The sequence below is a fragment of the Streptomyces laurentii genome (assembly GCF_040635425.1).
Taxonomy (GTDB): Bacteria; Actinomycetota; Actinomycetes; order Streptomycetales; family Streptomycetaceae; genus Streptomyces; species Streptomyces laurentii.
Genome location: NZ_JBEYHT010000099.1, coordinates 1 through 17,767, shown reverse-complemented (window position 1 = coordinate 17,767; position 17,767 = coordinate 1). Strand labels below are relative to the sequence as shown.

Annotated in this window: 13 protein-coding genes; 7 read left to right on the top strand and 6 right to left on the bottom strand. The window is 68.6% G+C overall.

Translation table 11 applies throughout. The features are described from left to right. Positions 1-100: 100 nt before the first annotated feature. Positions 101-1,438 (bottom strand): MATE family efflux transporter, encoded by a 1,338-nt coding sequence (locus tag ABZ693_RS34805; protein WP_359885492.1) that lies wholly within the window; start codon positions 1,436-1,438, stop codon positions 101-103. Between the two features lie 440 nt (positions 1,439-1,878). On the opposite strand from ABZ693_RS34805, the gene dnaB reads away from it, so the two are divergent. The 5 genes from dnaB to ABZ693_RS34780 all read left to right on the top strand — a co-directional run bounded on the left by dnaB (position 1,879) and on the right by ABZ693_RS34780 (position 10,295). Beyond that, complete coding sequence (dnaB, locus tag ABZ693_RS34800) at positions 1,879-3,378, top strand: replicative DNA helicase (protein ID WP_359885493.1); 1,500 nt, start codon at positions 1,879-1,881, stop codon at positions 3,376-3,378. Positions 3,379-3,657: 279 nt separating this feature from the next. Continuing rightward, a complete protein-coding gene (locus ABZ693_RS34795) occupies positions 3,658-4,329 on the top strand; it encodes a TnsA-like heteromeric transposase endonuclease subunit (protein ID WP_359885491.1) in 672 nt (223 codons plus the stop codon). Positions 4,330-4,394: 65 nt separating this feature from the next. After that, positions 4,395-6,476 carry a TnsB C-terminal domain-containing protein gene (locus ABZ693_RS34790; protein WP_359885490.1) on the top strand — a complete coding sequence of 694 codons (2,082 nt, stop codon included), beginning with the start codon at positions 4,395-4,397 and terminating at the stop codon, positions 6,474-6,476. Beyond that, positions 6,466-7,614 (top strand): ATP-binding protein, encoded by a 1,149-nt coding sequence (locus ABZ693_RS34785; RefSeq protein WP_359885489.1) that lies wholly within the window; start codon positions 6,466-6,468, stop codon positions 7,612-7,614. Before ABZ693_RS34790 ends, ABZ693_RS34785 begins: the two co-directional genes overlap by 11 nt. Then, complete coding sequence (locus tag ABZ693_RS34780) at positions 7,599-10,295, top strand: TniQ family protein (protein ID WP_359885488.1); 2,697 nt, start codon at positions 7,599-7,601, stop codon at positions 10,293-10,295. The genes ABZ693_RS34785 and ABZ693_RS34780 overlap by 16 nt, the downstream gene beginning before the upstream one ends. Here the strand turns inward: ABZ693_RS34780 and ABZ693_RS34775 are convergent. From ABZ693_RS34775 to ABZ693_RS34765, 3 genes are all read right to left on the bottom strand, one after another. Continuing rightward, positions 10,289-12,358 carry a Shedu anti-phage system protein SduA domain-containing protein gene (locus ABZ693_RS34775; RefSeq protein WP_359885487.1) on the bottom strand — a complete coding sequence of 690 codons (2,070 nt, stop codon included), beginning with the start codon at positions 12,356-12,358 and terminating at the stop codon, positions 10,289-10,291. The genes ABZ693_RS34780 and ABZ693_RS34775 overlap by 7 nt on opposite strands. A gap of 369 nt (positions 12,359-12,727) precedes the next feature. After that, positions 12,728-13,294: a dihydrofolate reductase family protein gene (locus ABZ693_RS34770; RefSeq protein ID WP_359885486.1), complete on the bottom strand. Its 567-nt coding sequence runs from the start codon at positions 13,292-13,294 to the stop codon at positions 12,728-12,730. Between the two features lie 98 nt (positions 13,295-13,392). After that, positions 13,393-13,521 carry a hypothetical protein gene (locus tag ABZ693_RS34765; RefSeq protein WP_435842636.1) on the bottom strand — a complete coding sequence of 43 codons (129 nt, stop codon included), beginning with the start codon at positions 13,519-13,521 and terminating at the stop codon, positions 13,393-13,395. 20 nt (positions 13,522-13,541) lie between these two features. Between ABZ693_RS34765 and ABZ693_RS34760 the strand changes: the two genes are divergently transcribed. After that, positions 13,542-13,904 carry a hypothetical protein gene (locus ABZ693_RS34760; protein WP_359885485.1) on the top strand — a complete coding sequence of 121 codons (363 nt, stop codon included), beginning with the start codon at positions 13,542-13,544 and terminating at the stop codon, positions 13,902-13,904. 158 nt (positions 13,905-14,062) lie between these two features. Here the strand turns inward: ABZ693_RS34760 and ABZ693_RS34755 are convergent, their stop codons facing one another. Together ABZ693_RS34755 and ABZ693_RS34750 are read right to left on the bottom strand one after the other, a co-directional pair. Then, the gene (locus tag ABZ693_RS34755; RefSeq protein WP_359885484.1) at positions 14,063-14,788 is read right to left on the bottom strand and encodes a dienelactone hydrolase family protein; all 726 of its coding nucleotides are present in this window, start codon (positions 14,786-14,788) and stop codon (positions 14,063-14,065) included. A 116-nt stretch (positions 14,789-14,904) separates the two neighbouring features. Beyond that, on the bottom strand, positions 14,905-16,116 hold the full coding sequence (locus ABZ693_RS34750; protein WP_359885483.1) for a GNAT family N-acetyltransferase: 1,212 nt from the start codon (positions 16,114-16,116) through the stop codon (positions 14,905-14,907). Positions 16,117-16,280: 164 nt separating this feature from the next. On the opposite strand from ABZ693_RS34750, the gene ABZ693_RS34745 reads away from it, so the two are divergent. Further along, entirely contained in the window at positions 16,281-17,663 is a 1,383-nt protein-coding gene (locus ABZ693_RS34745; protein ID WP_359885482.1) for a serine hydrolase domain-containing protein, read from the top strand. The last annotated feature ends 104 nt before the right edge of the window (positions 17,664-17,767 follow it).

Genomic DNA, 17,767 nt, shown 5'->3' with positions numbered 1-17,767 from the left:
CCACCATGTCCCGGGCGTGTCGCAGTCCGATGCGGTCCAAGGTCGTGCGCAGTTCGGCAAGTTCCGCGGCGTTGTTTCACGTGAAACAACGACCGGACGGTCAGCGCGTGGCGCCGGTGACGACCCACTGGCCGGAGCGGGCGCGCCACCACAGGGTCGCCAGCCGGACCGTCATCATCAGCGTCATCGCGCCCCAGAGCGCGGTGAGCCCGCCGCCGAGCGTCGGAATCAGCAGGGCGACCGGGGCGAAGACCACCAGGGTGACGAGCATGGCCCCGGCGAGGTAGGGGCCGTCGCCCGCGCCCATCAGGACGCCGTCGAGTACGAAGACCACCCCGGAGACCGGCTGGGAGAGCGCGACGACGAGGAGCGCGGGCAGCAGGGTGTCCTGGACCGACGGATCGCTGGTGAAGAGCGGGACGAAGAGAGGGCGGGCCAGGACGATCAGGGTGCCGAGGACGACGCCGGACACCACGCCCCACTGGACCATGCGACGGCACACCTGCCGGGCGCCGTCCGCGTCGTCGGCGCCGAGGTACCGCCCGATGATGGCCTGCCCGGCGATGGCGATCGCGTCGAGCGCGAAGGCCATCAGGCTCCACAGGGACAGGATGATCTGGTGCGCGGCGACATCGGCGTCCCCGAGCCGGGCGGCGACGGCGGTGGCGATCATCAGGATCGCCCGCAGCGAGAGCGTACGGACCAGGAGTGGGGCGCCGGCCGTGGCCGAGGCCCGTATGCCGGCGGCGTCGGGGCGCAGGGAGGCGCCGTGCCGGCGGGCGCCGCGGACGACCACGTACAGGTAGCAGGCGGCCATGCCGAACTGAGCGATGACCGTGCCCCAGGCGGATCCGGCGATACCGAGTCCGGCACCGTAGACCAGGGTGACATTGAGGATGCCGTTGGCGGCGAAGCCGCCGATGGCGACGTACAGCGGAGTGCGGGTGTCCTGGAGGCCGCGCAGCACGCCGGTGGCGGCGAGCACGACGAGCATGGCCGGGATGCCGAGGCTGGAGATCCTGAGGTACGTGACGGCGTACGACGCGGCCGTGTCGGAGGCCCCGAAGACATCGACGAGCCAGGGGGCGCCGGGCAGCGTGAGGGCGATGACGCCGGCGCCGAGCAGCAGGGCGAGCCAGATGCCGTCGATGCCCTGGCGGAGGGCGGCCCCGAGGTCGCCGGCACCGACGCGGCGGGCGACGGCCGCGGTGGTGGCGTAGGCGAGGAAGACGAATACGCTCACCGCGGTGGAGAGCAGCGCCGAGGCGATGGCGAGACCGGCGAGCTGAGGGGTGCCGAGGTGGCCGACAATGGCGCTGTCTGCCATGAGGAAAAGCGGCTCGGCGACGAGCGCGCCGAAGGCCGGGACGGCGAGGGCGACGATCTCGCGGTCGTGTCGGCGGCGGACGGCCGCAGGGGTCGCGGGAGCCTGATGCATGCGCACAATCTAATCGTCCACAGGTAAGAGACGCAATGCTCCGCTGATCCTTACAATTTATGAGGGAAGGGCTTCGGGTGTGCGCCGTTTGTTCTGATCTTGGTCCAACCGGAGAAGTTTTTCTCCCCCACAGCCAGTGGATGGAAAAATCGCAGGTCAGGCGCCTAGCTCAGGGCTCCCTATGAGTTTGTCCACATGGCTGTCCCCCGGTCCGTGCACAGGTTCCGCCAAGTTCTCCACAGCATCCGGGCCTCCACCCACAGGGCCTGTGGATAACCAGATTGGCTGACGGTGCCCGCGGCCCTACCGTGGTCCGGCGGCCAACGCGCCAGAAGCGGAGTCAAAGCCTCTTGTTTGTCCGAGCCGTGGCGTAAGAAAGAGTGGCACGGTTGTCCGCGGTGCGGACGGGAGGAGGTGGCCGGGTGAGCATGCCCGAGCCCATGGACGATCCCTGGGACGAGAGTGGTCCCGGAGACCGACTGCCCACCCGTACCCGCGGTGGCGGCGAGGGACGCGGTCGTGGCGAAGACCGCGGTCGTGGCGAGGGGCGCGGTCGCGGCCGCGAGGACCAGCACGAGCGCGGCAGCGAGAGTAACTGGGACGGCGGCATGTCCCCGTTCGAGCGCGTTCCCCCGCAGGACCTGGACGCCGAGCAGTCCGTCCTCGGCGGCATGCTGCTGTCCAAGGACGCCATCGCCGACGTCGTCGAGATCATCAAGGGCCACGACTTCTACAAGCCGGCCCACGAGACCGTCTACGCGGCGATCCTCGACCTGTACGCGAAGGGCGAGCCCGCCGACCCCATCACGGTCGGCGCCGAACTCACCAAGCGCGGCGAGATCACCCGGGTCGGCGGCGCCTCCTATCTGCACACGCTCGTCCAGTCGGTGCCGACGGCCGCCAACGCCTCGTACTACGCGGAGATCGTCCACGAGCGCGCCGTGCTGCGCCGGCTCGTGGAGGCCGGCACCAAGATCACGCAGATGGGATACGCGGCGGACGGCGACGTCGACGACATCGTCAACCGCGCCCAGTCGGAGATCTACCAGGTCACCGAGCAGCGCACCACCGAGGACTACCTGCCGCTCGGCGACATCATGGAGGGCGCGCTCGACGAGATCGAGGCGATCGGCTCGCGCAGCGGCGAGATGACCGGTGTGCCCACCGGCTTCACCGACCTCGACGCTCTCACCAACGGGCTGCACCCCGGCCAGATGATCATCATCGCGGCCCGCCCCGCCATGGGTAAGTCGACGCTCGCGCTCGACTTCGCACGGGCGGCCTCGATCAAGCACAACCTGCCCAGCGTCATCTTCTCCCTCGAAATGGGCCGCAACGAGATCGCGATGCGTCTGCTCTCGGCCGAGGCCCGGGTGGCGCTGCACCACATGCGCTCCGGCACCATGACCGACGAGGACTGGACCCGGCTCGCCCGCCGGATGCCGGACGTCTCGCAGGCCCCGCTCTACATCGACGACTCCCCGAACCTGTCGATGATGGAGATCCGCGCCAAGTGCCGCCGTCTGAAGCAGCGCAGCGGCATCAAGCTCGTCGTCATCGACTACCTCCAGCTGATGCAGGCCGGCGGCTCCAAGCGCGCCGAGAGCCGGCAGCAGGAGGTCTCGGAGATGTCGCGAAACCTGAAGCTTCTCGCCAAGGAGCTGGAGCTCCCGGTGATCGCGCTCTCCCAGCTGAACCGTGGCCCCGAGCAGCGCACGGACAAGAAGCCGATGGTGTCCGACCTCCGAGAGTCCGGATCGATCGAGCAGGACGCGGACATGGTCATCCTGCTGCACCGTGAGGACGCCTACGAGAAGGAGTCCCCGCGCGCGGGAGAGGCCGACATCATCGTCGGCAAGCACCGTAACGGCCCGACGGCGACCATCACTGTCGCCTTCCAGGGCCACTACTCGCGCTTCGTCGACATGGCCCAGACCTGATCGGTCACGTGTGGGATCCCAGATCCCGTGTCCTTTGCCCACCGGCGATGTCCACCGCGTGGCCAATAGGACACGGGGATGGGATTCATGCCCCGTGAGCGAGTAGTTCCCCTCTTTGTGTACAGGACCGCCCCGGTCAGCGTCTGTGTGCGTGGCCGGGGCAGGACTCCGGCGTTACGCGGCCAGCGGGGCCGCCTCGGGAAACGCGGGGTTGGTGGTCCGATGGGTACAGCGGTGGCCGCGCCGGTATGGCTAAGCGTCCGGCGTGGTGACGAGTCCGTGGTGGAGGACCTGGAGTGGCCGTCGGTGCCGCTTGGGCTGCTGCGGGAGGCCCGGCCGTGGCGGATGTTTCGCTGGTACAAGGGGCAGCAGCACTATTCGGGCACGTACTGGTCGGCGACGGTGGGCGACCACGTGATCTACGAGTCGAGGCTGGAGCTGGGGCGGCTACTGTTCGCCGACTTCGCCCCGGAGGTGCGGCACATCATCGCCCAGCCGTTCATGCTCAAGGCCGACGTGGATGGCAAGGTTCGCAAGCACATCCCGGACTATCTGCTGGTGACGGACGACGGGCCGGTGGTCGTGGACGTCAAGCCGCGTCACCGGCTTGAGAAGCCGGAGGTCGCGTTCACGTTCGCTTGGACGCGGGAGGCGGTCACTTCGCGCGGGTGGCAGTACGAGGTGTGGAGTGAACCCGATCGGTTCGTGCTGGAGAACGTCCGGTTACTCGCCGGCTACCGCCGCGCCTGGCTGTTCGACCCGGATCTGGTGTCCGCGCTGCGGGTTGCGGATCTGGATGGGATGTCGCTGGGCGATGCTTTCCGGCTGCTCCCGCAGTGTCCTCGGCCGCTGGTGAAGTCGGCGGTACTGCACCTGCTGTGGTCTGGGCATGTGATGACCGCGCTGGACCGGCCGCTGAGCTCAGGGCACATGCTGCCGAGGGCCGCATGAACCGGGCCGGAACCAGGCTCGGGGTCGGGACGCACTTCCGGCTGGACGGCGAGACGGTCGAGGTCGTGGAGTTCGCCAGCCTGGCCACGGGCATGCAAATCGTCCTCAAGGACGGGCGCGACAGGCTGGCTCGCATGTCGCTGCGTGAGCTGCTGACCTCGGACCGCGCCGAGCTGATCCACGACAGTGCGGGCCCGTCTTCCACCGATGACGAGGACCTCGCGGCCGTGGTGCTGAACCGGCTGACCAAGGACGAGAAGAAGGACGTCCTGGAGCGAGCCGAGCATGTCCGGGAGATGCTGACGGGCTACCGCTCCGGCAGCGAGGACCTCCCACGGCCGGATGAGCCGCGCCCACAGTACGCCCCTGACCTGCCCCTGCGGGCTCGGTATGAGGCCAAGGCGGCAGAACTGGGGGTGACCGAGCGGACAGTGCGCCGGTGGGCGCGGGCCTTCCGGGAGCTGGGCGAGGCCGGGCTGGTGCATAAGACCGCGCGGGCGGACAGCGGGCCGGGCAACGCCGATCCGTGCTGGGTCGAGGCCGCGGAGGAAGTGCTGAAGGAGTACGAGGAAGAGTCACGGCCCTCGGTGAAGGTGGTGCTGGAGGAAGTCGAGGCCCGCGTCAAGAACAAGTTCAAGCTGGTCAAGGTGCCGGTGCCGCCACGGACGACGGCCTACCGGTGGATGCAGGAGCTGGAGCGCCGTCATCCGACGTTCCGGCTGAGCATGCAGCGCAACCGGGACATCGCCGATCGCCCGAAGGGGGTCTACGGGAAGCTGCGGCCCACGAGGCCGGGCGAGTACGTATTGATGGACACCACGCGGCTGGACGTGTTCGCGCTGGACCCGGTGACGCTGCGGTGGATGCAGGCGGAGTTGACCGTCGCGATGGACTGGTACACCCGCTGCATCATCGGCCTGCGGGTGACTCCGGTGTCGACGAAGGCGATCGACGCGGCGGCGGTCCTCTATCAGGCCTACCGTCCTCAGCCGGTTCCGGAGAGCTGGCCGAGGGATGCGGCCTGGCCCGAACACGGCATTCCGCGCGGGGTGCTGGTGGAGGCCGAGGCCGTCCACGGGCCCGCCACCGGGGTCTGGGGCCCGAAGGTGGCGCCCGAGACGTTGATCGTCGACCACGGCAAGATCTACCTGTCGGCGCATCTGACCAGCGTCTGCCGCCGGATGGGCATCTCGGTGCAGCCGGCGAGGCTGCGCACGGGCCGGGACAAGGGGCCCGTGGAGCGGTATTTCCGGACTCTGCGGGAAGACCTGCTTCAGCGGCTGCCCGGCTACAAGGGACCGGACATTCACTCGCGCGGGCTGAACCCGGAGAAGGACGCCTTCTTCTTCCACCACGAGTTGGAGGCGATCATCCGGGAGTGGACCGCGGTGACATATCACCGCAGGCCACACGAGGGTCTCGTCGATCCGCACCTGCCGAAGGTGGAGTTGTCCCCGGCGGTGATGTTCGAGCACGGGCTCGCGCGGGCGGGCTACATCGAAGTGCCCCGTGACCCGAATCTGGCCTTGGAGTTCCTCGACGTCACGATGCGCACGGTCCAGCACTACGGCGTCGAGATCAACGGTCGCCGCTACAACGGCAGCTGCCTCGACGGGCTGCGGGACATGGCCGGCTCCGACATCGACCTGGACAAGCGGCGGCTGGAGTTCTTCGCCGACCCCGACGATGTCACCCGGATCCATTTCCGGGACCACAAGCGCGTCTGGCACACCCTTCAGTGGGAACACGCGCCCAGCCTCGACATGCCGCTGAGCGATGAAGCGCTGCAGTTCGCCCGGCGTCTGGCGGCGAAGGAGTACACCTATCCCGACGACCGGCTCGCCATCGCCCTGCTGCTGAAGCGGTGGAACCTCGGCCTTGGCACTTCTCTGGTCGAACGGCGGATGGCGCTGAGGCTCTCCCGCGAACAGGTCGCCATGGATCTTCCCGGGCAGCAGGCCGACGACGTCACTTCGCTGCCGTCGGTCGCCCGCGTGCTGTCCCTTCCCGAGCAACCGGCGCCTCCGGCGATCGAGGCCGTCCCGGAGGCGGAGGCGGGCGATGATGATGCCGACGGTCTGGAGGAGTTGGAAGAGGAACTTGACTTCTACGCCACGGCCTTGAAGGACATCGACGATGACGAGTAGGCCGACCCGCGCCCAGGACGAGAACTCCGATCTGTGCTCCCGGCTGGATCACCTCACGCTGTCCCGCAAGGAAGGCTTCGCCCGCCTCGCGGACGCCCCTCGCAGGATCCGTCCGGAGCTCTCGTCCCAACGGCAGCTGAAGAAGCTGAGTGAGGAAGCTCTAGCCGAGTACAACCGCGCCCGCCGCAAATGGCATGCGAACCTCGGCCCGCTGGGAACCCCGCAGATGAAGACCTTGCACGAAGACCTCTGGGACATCTTCGACAGCAACGATCAGGACAGCGACAAGGTCAAGGGCGGGATCGCCCTCGACGCCTTTCCCGGGCTGGGCAAGACCACGGCCGTGCTCGCCTTCGCCCGCAAGCTCCACCGCCGCATCATCCGGGAGGAAGGCCAGTACACCAGCGACGGACATGAACGCTGGCCCGTCTGCCGAGTTGGCCTGACCAGTAACACCGGGATGCGCGACTTCAACCGGGCCGTCCTGGAGTACTTCGGGCACCCAGGTCGCTTCCGTGGTACCACCGCAGACTTCGGCTATCGCGCTCTCGACTCCGTGCTGTCCGCGGAAACGAAGCTGCTGATCGTGGACGATCTGCACTTCCTGAAGTGGCGGAACAAGAGCGGGATCGAGGTCAGCAACCACTTCAAATACATCGCTAACGAGTTCCCCGTGACCCTGTTGATGGTCGGAGTCGGGCTGGAGAAGCGGGGCCTGTTCAGCGAGGGAGCAACCTACGAGGACGGGGTCCTCGCCCAGACCGGACGCCGCACGACCCGGCTGGGCATGGAACCGTTCGACATCAGGACCGAGCAGGGACGCCACGGATGGCGCGACACCCTCCTTGCGATCGAGGAACGGGTCATCCTCGCGAACAAGTACCCCGGCATGATCGCGGACGACCTGTCCGACTATCTCTTCGCCCGCAGCACCGGCCACATCGGCTCGCTCATGACGCTGATCAACCGTGGCTGCCAGAGAGCCGTACGCGTCGGCGTCGAACGCTTGGATGGGGAACTGCTGGACCAGGTGAAGAACGACGCCGCATCCGAGGAGGCCCGGCGAGAGCTGCAACTGGCCTTCTCGGCAAGCAAGCTGACCAGCCTCCCGAAACTTCGGCGGTGCAAAGCATCGTGAGCCGTCCCGCTTTGCGCACGTTCTCCATCAGGGTCGTGCCCCTTCCAGGAGAGGCACTCGACTCGTGGTTCGAGGCGATGGCCCACCGGCTCCACACCCCCATGGGCGAACTGTTGCCTCAGCTGGGGCTGGCCCGTCATGCGGCGGCACGGCGCAAGAAGGAACCAGAAGCCGATATCCCGCGCGACTGGGTCCAGCTCCTCCGGCCCACGGAGGTCAACGATATTGCGCATACCTGCGGCATCGGTCCCGAGGAGGTCATCGCGGCCACCCTGGTCCACTACGACCGCCGAGCCCTGCTACTTGATCACCGCACACGACAGGTCAAACGCTGGGTGCTCTGGGGACGAGGCAGCGGCTCCCGCTACTGTCCCGACTGCCTGGCAGACTCCGGCGGACGATGGCAGCTGGAATGGCGGCTCGGCTGGTCCTTCGCCTGCCTCCGACACCACAGGCTCCTGGCGGACACCTGCCCTCACTGCGGCTCCCTGCAGAGAAGTCATCCCTACCCGGTCGCCGGCATTCCACAGCCAGGACGCTGCGCGAACCCCGCGACCAACCGGTCCACCGGCCCGGAATCGCCCCGCTGCCGAGCTGATCTTGCGCAAATGCCCACGCTGACGCTTCCGCATGAACATCCTGCCCTAGTCGCACAACGAATCGTGAGTGAAACGATCAACTCGGGCACCGCGAACTTTGGGATCTACGAAGGCTCTGAGGTCCCTTCGTTGAATGCCTTGGCTGACCTCCGAGCGGTCGCCTCCCGAACCCTGGCCGCCTCCAGAAGTGACCTCCTCGCGACCCTGGTCCCACCCGACGTACTCAATGCCCACAACACGGCCGGAAGCCTGCGGTCAGGGCCTCGCTCTCTGATCAACCCCACCGTCCGGCCCGGGTTCATGGCTCCTCCCACGGCCGCCGGCACCGCAGCCGGCGTCATCGCGGCCCTGCACATCCTGGGAGGCCAGCACGTCCAGCTGGCGGGCACCGAGCTTCGCCGGTTCACCGGACACCATCCGAGGAGCACCACACCGGCAACCCCGACCACGATGACCGCCTGGGGCAAGTACACAAGCCCGCGACTGCTGGCCGTCCAGCTTGCGTCGATCGGCCCCGACCTCAGGTGCACTGACCAGCTTCGCTACCGAACAGCGTCAAACCGGCCCCGCTACCCGGACAGCGTCCAGAACTCCCATCGTCGACTTCACTCGATCCCTGCGGTGTTCTGGCCAGCGCTGTCGCTACGGATTGCACCTCCAGCAGGCCACTATCAACGCATCCTGAGACCCGCCCTGTCCTGCATGCTCGGCCTCACCGGCAGCCGTCTGGACATGGAAGAGATCTCGCGCCGCCTGGGAAGCGCAACCAACGGGCTCGCTGCCTCCAGAGTCATGCAGTATCTGCGACGCACCCCTTGGTGGACGGTCATGCAGAACGTCATGACCCTGCTGGCTGAGCAACTCGACGCACAACCGGCACCCATCGACTACGAACGCCGACGCCACCTTGACTACAGCGGCCTCCTGCCCCCTCAAGAGTGGGATGACATCTGCCGACGCACAGCGCAATTCCGCGGTCGTGAGCGGCGAATCCATGCTGCCCGCAGCTACCTCTTCGAACGCATCAGCGGACTGCCGGCCGAGCTCATGCCGGCTGAGACGATCGTGACGGAAGCCGAGATCCGCAAGTGGATCAGCGAGTTCACCACTCATCTGACCTCGGACCTGGCAACCGGGCTCGACCACACAGCCAAATCCTTCCTCGACCGTCACCGCATCCACGACGAGCCACTCACTTGGCAGCCAGACACCATGCTCCTGAAAGGACTCGAGCTCCCAGGAACCAACCCCGACGCTGTCAGCGTCGCCACCCTGCACGAGCTCATCGGTCGGCCTCGCATGACCGTCATGCAAGCGGCCAACCTCCTCGGCACAAGCATCGATGCGGTCAAGCATCTCCTCACCGAGCATCCGCCGTCATCACGACCCATTACCCCCGGCAAGGCCTGGGCAACAGGTCACATCAGTGCAGTGGCCCGGGCACAGCTACCGGCGTCTGAACTGCGGCGTCTCTACATCGACGAACGGCTGTCCATCCGCCGCATCTCCCAGGCAACAGGCATCAGCATCAGTGTGGTCACCGCTCTCACCCGCGAGTACGACATCGTCCTGCGTCCTACCGGCAGAACAAGCCGGGCGAAGCCCATCACCAGGGAATGGCTCCACGAGCAGTACACGGTTCACCGCCGACCTCTCGCGGACCTCGCCCGCGAGACCGGCATGAGTCCCACATCGATGGCTCGCTGGGCGAGACACCACCAGATCCCGACCCGCCGCGGCGGAGCCGGCCACAACCCAGCCCTCCGAGCCCTCGCCGACGGCGTTACCGCACCATCCCTGCTTCGGCGTGCCCTCGAACGCCGGGGTGGTCGTGAACACCTCCGCAACTTCGCCGCCGCAGCCTCTTACCCCAACCTCGGCGCTGCTGCCGACGCTCTGAACGTCAAGCGGTTCACTCTCGTCGGGCAGATCAATCGACTGGAGCAAGACCTTGGTGGGCCGCTACTGGAACGAGCGGTCCGCGGACGTCCCATGCGTCTCACGGCACTGGGGAGGCGAGCGAAGAGAGCGATCGACAAGGCCCTTCCAGGACAGGCCACCAGCCCTACCTCGCCTCAGTGATCCTCGACGATGAAACAGGCCCGCTCGTAGAGTTCATCGAACGTGATGATCTCGACGTCCTGGATAGATGTCCGGTACAGCTCGAAGGAGCTCATCTTCTCCGGGTTTACTGCGCCGTTGTGGGTGAACTCGCGCAGGCTGCCGATCACCACGACCTGTCGCGGACGAGTGGTGGACAGTTCGACGTCAGTCGGGGTGCCGTCCTCCTCGTAGATCCGGGTGAGGAGCTGGCTGGAGATGAGCTGTTGCGCCTTGCTGGCCGTCTTTTGTACCTGCGCCACGCCGCCGCCGAGTTCCTTGGATGCCTGGTAGACGCCAGCGCGGTACGGGGTCTTGGAGAGCAGCTCGGTGTCATGGGTTTTGATCTCGCAGAAGAGCATGCTGCTGATCAGGCCCTTGGACCGCATGATGGCGTCGATCCGCTTCCCAGCTCCGCCAAAGATGTTGGCGCCGGTGGTGATGCGTTCTAGCTTGCCGTCGTTGATGGACTCGCAGGCTATGAGGTTGAGGCCGTAGCCGAAAATCCACTGATTCGCCTCGAAGAAGGCCTGCCATACCGCCTCTGCCCCGCGTGTCGTTGCCAGGCTCTCCTCCTGCCGGAAGTACTCCGGATCGGTCAGCAGGCGATCGAATCTCTTGAGCTGTTCCTTGCGGTTGCTGATCAGCCGGATGTCCTCCTCTGTGAGCCCGCCACCGATAGCTGTCCTGACCGCACCAAGAACCATCGTCCGGTCCTGGCCGGTCAGCATCTGGGCCAGTTGAGCCTCGTCGCCGGCCACGAGCTGGAGGGAGCCGCCAGGCGTGCTCAGGCCGGTGCAGCTCCGGAGGAAGTTGATGACCTTCCAGAAGTTCTCGTGGACGTCCCCGGTGTCGACGAGCGCCTTGATGGCCCGCGTGGTCCCGGTCTCAGGAACGGTCTGCGTGGTGGAGGCTTCCCCAGCCTTCTTCTTGTCCTTCTTCCAGAGCTTGATCCTCGGCGTGAAGATGTCGCCCTTCTTGATGATGGTGACGCTGCACAGAGTCGCTACCTGCGGACGGTCGTCGAGGACGAAGTCGGTGATCATCCGGCTGGCGCGGGTGTCGTAGAGGTAGTGGAACCCACTGTTGTCCTGCGAACCGCGGATCTCTAGGTCGGTGAAGTCCCTGCGGGTGACATCGAACTCGGTGGTGGAGAAGGGGAGCCGGAAGCCTCGAACGGTGGGGGTGGCGGGCGCTACGGCTTGGGTCCGCCAGTCCGGTGGGATGTGGGGCAGCGGACGGGTATCGCCCTCGACCGCGAGGTCCTGGACGTCGATGCGCCCGAGCTGGATGAGCACGGACCGCAGCGTTTCCCAGACCACCTCTTTCACCTCCGGGGTGCAGGTGGGCAGAAGCTCGCGCTCCACCGTCAGGACCGCCTCGTAGGTGCCATCTGTCCAATTGTCACCAGGTATGGGATGGAAGAAGCCGCCGTCACGGCGGAGGGTCAGGACCGCGGTGCGGAGCAGGTCGCGTGCGGTCTCCTCGCCAGCGCAGTCCAGGAGGCTGAAGGTCTGGCCGAGGACTAGGTCGAGTTTGCCCGTGTCCTCGTCCTCCAGCGGCAGCGGGACCAATGGCCCACTAGGCGGAACTCGTACCGGCTTGTACAGAGGGCGGCCCGAGAGGAACTCGCACGGACGCAGACCCCATCCGTCCGGCGCTAGAAGCAGATTCAGCTTCTCGACGTGCTCTATAGCCTCGGCGACGTCGGCCGCCACTTCAGGATGCACCATCCGTGCCAGAAAGGTGAGCAGTACCTCGTCCGGTCCGTCGGAGAGCTCCAAGCGGGAGTCCTCGAAGATCCAGTCGTCGTGCAGATCTTGGTTGTTGAACCGGTGCTGCTGGATATCGGCGCGGAGAGTCGGAAGCTGGCTGTTGCCGACTGGAGGTCGGTCCAGGTCGTAGAGGCCCTCCAGGAACGTGATCTCGTCCATTTTGCCCCACCAAGGGCGGGATATCCCGCGCAGGTACGCGAAGATGTCACGTCGTGTCACCGCTGTGATGGTCGGCGGCTCGCTTGCTCTGGCGGGATCGGCAGAAGTCATGCGTCAAGGATGGACGGTTAGGCAGCAGAGCGCTGGACAGTTGAGACTTTCACTTCTGTCGAACACGCTGCCACCCGCACTCGCTCCACCCGCACCGTCTTCAAGCGTGGGGGCACAAACCATGCGAGGCCGTCACACTCGCCGCCACAGCCGCCGAAACAGCAAGCCAGGAAAATGACACGCAACTGGGAATCCGGCAGATGACACGGCGTGGGAAGCCCGAGAACCGTCGAGGTCAGAGGCGCGGCAGATGACGCGGGTCATGGGAACCTACATCACGGGTAGGGCCGTCGGTTCGGCGGCCGAATCCCGCCGGCGACGGCCAGGCGAGGGCCTGTCCGGTACGCGGCGGAGACAGCGGGCAGCTGCTCAGCGCCTCGTCTCGTACCGGGTCAGGACCACGCCGCCGGGGAACGTCCGCGTCTCCACCAGGTTCAGGTTCACCCAGTTGTCCAGCGCGGTGAAGAACGGTGTGCCGCCGCCCACCAGGACCGGATGGGCGGCGATCACGTACTCGTCGATGAGGCCGGCGCGCATGGCGGCGCCGGCGAGTGTGGCGCCGCCGATGGTCATCGGGCCGCCGTCCCCGGCCTTGAGTCGCGTGATCTCGGCGATCGCGTCACCGGTGACCAGGCGGGTGTTCCAGTCGACCGTGTCGATCGTGGAGGAGAACACCACCTTCGGGGTGTCCCGCCAGTTCCGCGCGAACTCGATCTCCGCCGGGCCGGCGCCGGGCTGCCGGTCGCCGGTCGGCCAGTAGGAGTTCATCGCCTCCCACAGCTTGCGCCCGTACAGCGACAGGCCGCTCGCCCGCTCGTAGTCGAGCCACCACTGGAACAGCTCGGGGCTCGGCGGTCCGCTCCAGCCGATGTCGTCGCCGGCCGCGGCGATATAGCCGTCCAGGGTCAGGTTCATGCCGTAGATCAGTTTCCGCATGGGCCGGCCTTCCGTCCGTGGGTGTCAGGCGTGGAGACCAGCGTGGCGCGGCGGCGAGACCCTCCGCACCCGGAGGGGCCCCGATGCGCCCGGTGTCGTCACCCGTGGGCGGTCACGTCACGGCCTTGCGGGACGGCGATGTCGAGCAGGCCGGGGAAGCGGGCGTCGAGGTCTTCTCGGCGCAGCCGGTTGAGCCGCCGGGTCCCCTCGTCCCGCTGGTGGATCACGCCCGCTTCCCGGAGGACTCGTGGACACCACCGCACTCGACGATGCCTATCAGCGCCTGCTCGCCGCGGCGGGAGCGATCGGCGATACCGCCCTGCCGGCCGCGGACGCGCGAGCCGACATCAATGGGACGCTGAGTCATATCGCGCTCAGCGACCGCATGCTCGCCGCCACCGCGCGCGAGGTGTCCGCCGGCCGTCCCGCGACGGTCGACAACCGCGAGGCCATGGACGAGACCGCGATCGACTCGTTGATCGCCTCGACCACCCACACACAGCGCGTCGATCTCGTGCGCCGCAACGCGGCGGACCTGGGTGCCGTGATCCGGGCGATGCCCGACCAAGCCGCCGCCGCGTCCGGTGGCCCTCCGCCTGGTCGGCCGTGACGGCCGACCGGTTCCCGAACAGCGGTTGCCCTGGGGCGACCTGGTACGGCTGCGCGCCACCACACACATCCCCGGGCACGCGGAGCGGATCAGGTCGCTGACCTCCGCGCGAGAGCGCGCCCCGGGCGGCCGACCTGTGGGGCGCGATGATCAGCCGCTCACTCCGTGAGAGGCAGGCACTCGTCGAGCAGGCCGAGGATGTCGCGCCAGGCCCTCCGCGCGTGCACGGGATGGTGGCCGACACCCGGACGCACGGTGTGGTCGACGGGCGGATGGTGGAAGGCGTGCAGGGCCCCGCCGTAGACCACGACGCGCCAGTCGACGCCCGCGGCCTGCATCTCCGCGGCGAAGGCGTCCCGTTGGGCGGGCGACATGATCGGGTCCTCCGATCCGACCCCGGCCCAAACGGGGCAGCGGATGCGCGCCGCCTCGCCCGGCCGGCCCGTGGTCAGGGCGTTGACCGTCCCGATGGCCCGTAAGTCGACGCCGTCCCGCCCGAGTTCCAGCGCGATGGCGCCCCCGGTGCCGTAGCCGATGGCGGCGATCCGGTCGGGATCGGTCCGCGGTTCGGCTCGCAGGACGTCCAGTGAGGCATGGCCGATGGCCCGCATCCGGTCGGGATCGGCGAGCAGCGGCATGCAACGGGCCAGCATTTCCTCGGGGGCACTCAAGTAGCGCCCGCCGTGGAGGTCGAAGGCCAGCGCCACGTATCCCCGCTCGGCGAGAGCATCGGCCCGGCGGCGCTCGACGTCGCTGAGCCCTATGCCCTCCGGTCCGAGCAGCACCGCGGGCCGAGGGCCGGTGCCGGAGGGGAGCGCGAGGTGCCCGATCATCGTCAGGCCGTCGGCCGGGTACGCCACCGTGCGTGTGGTGATGGTCGTCATGTGGCCGACCGTAGTGACGCGCGCGCCCGGCCGGGACCGGCTTCACCGTCGGCGGAAACGCGGCGGTGCGGTCCGGTGGGCCGGTGGGCGCGCGGTCGTCACGCGCTCCTGACCGGTCAGAACCAGTGGAGGCAGTGCGGCGGGCGCTCGGTACGGAAGAGAGCGTCGGCACGGGCGGCGGCGTCCGCGTGGTGGGCCTGGACGCGGCCGGCGCGGACGAGCGTGCTCGGGGCGGTCCCTCCGAGGTAGACCGAGCCCAGGTCGCTGATGTCCAGTGACAGGTCCGGTGCCCGGTCGGTGGGGGCGCAGTCGGCCTCGCCGTCCCGGACGGTCAGCAGGTAGCGGCCGCGCTCGCCGAGGAACGGGTCGTCGACGTCGAGGACGAGCTCGTCGTCCGTGGCCCAGCCGCGGGCCGTCAGCGCGCGGGGGACGTCCAGCAGGCGCACCCAGAGCCAGTCGGTGTCGCCGCTCACCTCGCCGGCCCGGAAGTCGGTGAGCTGCCAGCGCAGCGGGTGCCCGGGCGGGACGTGCCGGAACACGACCTCGGAGATCAGATCGTGGTCGAGGACGAAGCGGGCCAGGGCCGTGAAGGCGGCGTCGTCGACGGCGATGGTCTCGTCGACCGTCAGGGTGCCCGCGTCGCCGAGCGCGTAGCAGGCGTACCCGTCCGCGACCCCGTCGGCGTTCCGGTGGACGGCGACGTAGCGCGGCGCCGGAGCGATCGGGGGCTGTCCCGCGCCCCGGGTCCACCAGCGGTGCGGGCGGGACAGCGCGCCGGGCTGGGCGCGGCGGTAGCGGTCGTAGATCTCCTCCAGGAGCTCGCCGCACTCGGCCCGCCGGAGCACTTCCACCGATCCGGCGTCCGTGCCGCTGGTGCGGGGCCGGTCGAAGACGGACTTGTGCTGGGGCACCGTCACCCGCTGGGTGTAGGTCGCCGGGCCGTAGCCGAACCTGCGGTAGATCAGGGCCTCGGAGGCCAGCAGGACGGAGAGGAACTCTCCCCGGTCCCGCAGCTCGGTGAGCTGATGGCGCATCATCGCGGTGAGCACGCCCTGGCGGCGGTGCGACGGGATCACGCCGACGGCGGTCACCCCGGCGGCCGGAGCGACGGTCCCGCCGGGCAGGGTGAGCTCGAAGGAGTACGCGCCGGCGGTGCCGACCGGCCGGCCGTCCTGCGCCACGGCGAACAGACAGCGGTCCATTTCGAGGGCCGCCCACCAGACGCCGCCACCGTCCTCGCGCGGGGTTTCGGGGAAGCGCCCGAACGCGGTGTGGAGCGTGTCGACGAGGACGTCGAGGTCCTCGTGTGTGGTGGGACGGATCTTCATCGGTGCTGCCTCCCCGGGATGCCGGCCCCACGGCGCGTGGCGGCCCGCCACAGTCCAGCCCCGACACGTGGCCGGGGCAAGTGAATTACGGAGTGCTCCGGGGCAGGCGGCGGCTTGCGGAAAACCGGGCCGCGCGCGGGCGGAGGCGGGGTGAAGATGTCGGTATGACCTCATCTTTCGAAGCTCTGTTGCCCAGCACCGAACGCGCCTTGCTGCACCGTGTCGCCGTCGCCCAGGCCGAGGGGCGCGCGCCGTCCTTCGTCGGTGGCGTGGTGCGGGAGGGGAAGGCCGTCTGGTTCGGTGCGCGCAGTTGTGTGGACGGGCACGCGCCCGATGACGACACGCAGTTCCGGATCGGCTCGATCACGAAGGTGTTCACGGCGGTTCTGGTGATGCGGATGCGGGACGAAGGGCTCATCGGGCTCGACGACCCGCTGGAGAAGCATCTGCCGGGCACCGGGGTGGGCGAGGTGACGATCGCCCAGCTCCTCGGTCACAGTGCCGGGTTGGCGGCGGAGACGCCGTCGCCGTGGTGGGAGCGGACGCCGGGGACGCTCCGGCCGGAGCCGGCCGACGTCCTGGGGGAGCGGCCGGTGCTGCATCCCGCCGGCCGGCTGCACCACTACTCCAACCCCGGGTACACGCTGCTGGGTTCGCTCGTCGAGGCCGTCCGCGGAGTGTCGTGGGAGGAGGCGCTGCGCAGCGGGATCCTGGAGCCGCTGGGGCTCGGCCGGACGACACTCCAGCCGGTCGCCCCGCATGCCGGGGGCTGGGCGGTGCACCCGTGGGCCGACGTGATGATGCCCGAGCCGTCCCAGGACCTGGGGATCATGGCGCCGGCCGGTCAGCTGTGGTCGACGGTCGGGGACCTGGGCCGGTTCGCCGCGTTCCTGGCTGAGGGCGACGACCGGGTGCTGTGCCGGGCGTCGGTGGAGGAGATGCGGGTGCCGTCGGTGCCGCCGGCCGCCGGTGACGGGGAAGGGGGCTACGGCCTCGGGCTCCAGCTGCTCCGCAGGGACGGGCGGACACTCATCGGTCACACGGGCTCGCTGCCGGGCTTCGTCGCCTGCCTCTGGGTGAGCGTCGAGGACGGACTGGCCGCCGTGACGCTCGCCAATGCCACCTCCGGGCCGCTCACGACCGTCGTGGCCGCCGATCTCGTCCGCATCGTCGCGGAGGCCGAGCCGCGCATCCCGGAGCCCTGGCGGCCGCTTCCCGAGGCCGAGGTCGACGCGGAGCTGCTCGCGCTCACCGGCCCTTGGTACTGGGGGACGTCCGCGTACGGGTTGAAGGTGAACGCCGGCCGCGGGGTGACCCTGGAGCCGCTGCGGGGTGCCGGGCGGCGGGCGAGGTTCCGGCCGCTGCCCGAGGGCGGCTGGGTCGGACTCGACGGCTACTACCAGGGCGAGACGCTGCGCGTGGTGCGACGGCAGGACGGCTCGGTGAGCCATCTCGACCTGGGTTCCTTCGTCTTCACCCGGGAGCCGTACGAGGCGGGGGACGCCGTGCCCGGCGGCGTGGACGAGGCGGGCTGGCGCGGTCTCTGACCGGTCGGCCAGGCCCGGCCCGGATTGGACCGGCCGGTGGGTGTCGTCGACGCCGGTGTCTATCACGGCCACCGTAACGTTTCTGCTGCCCGGGTTGATCTTCG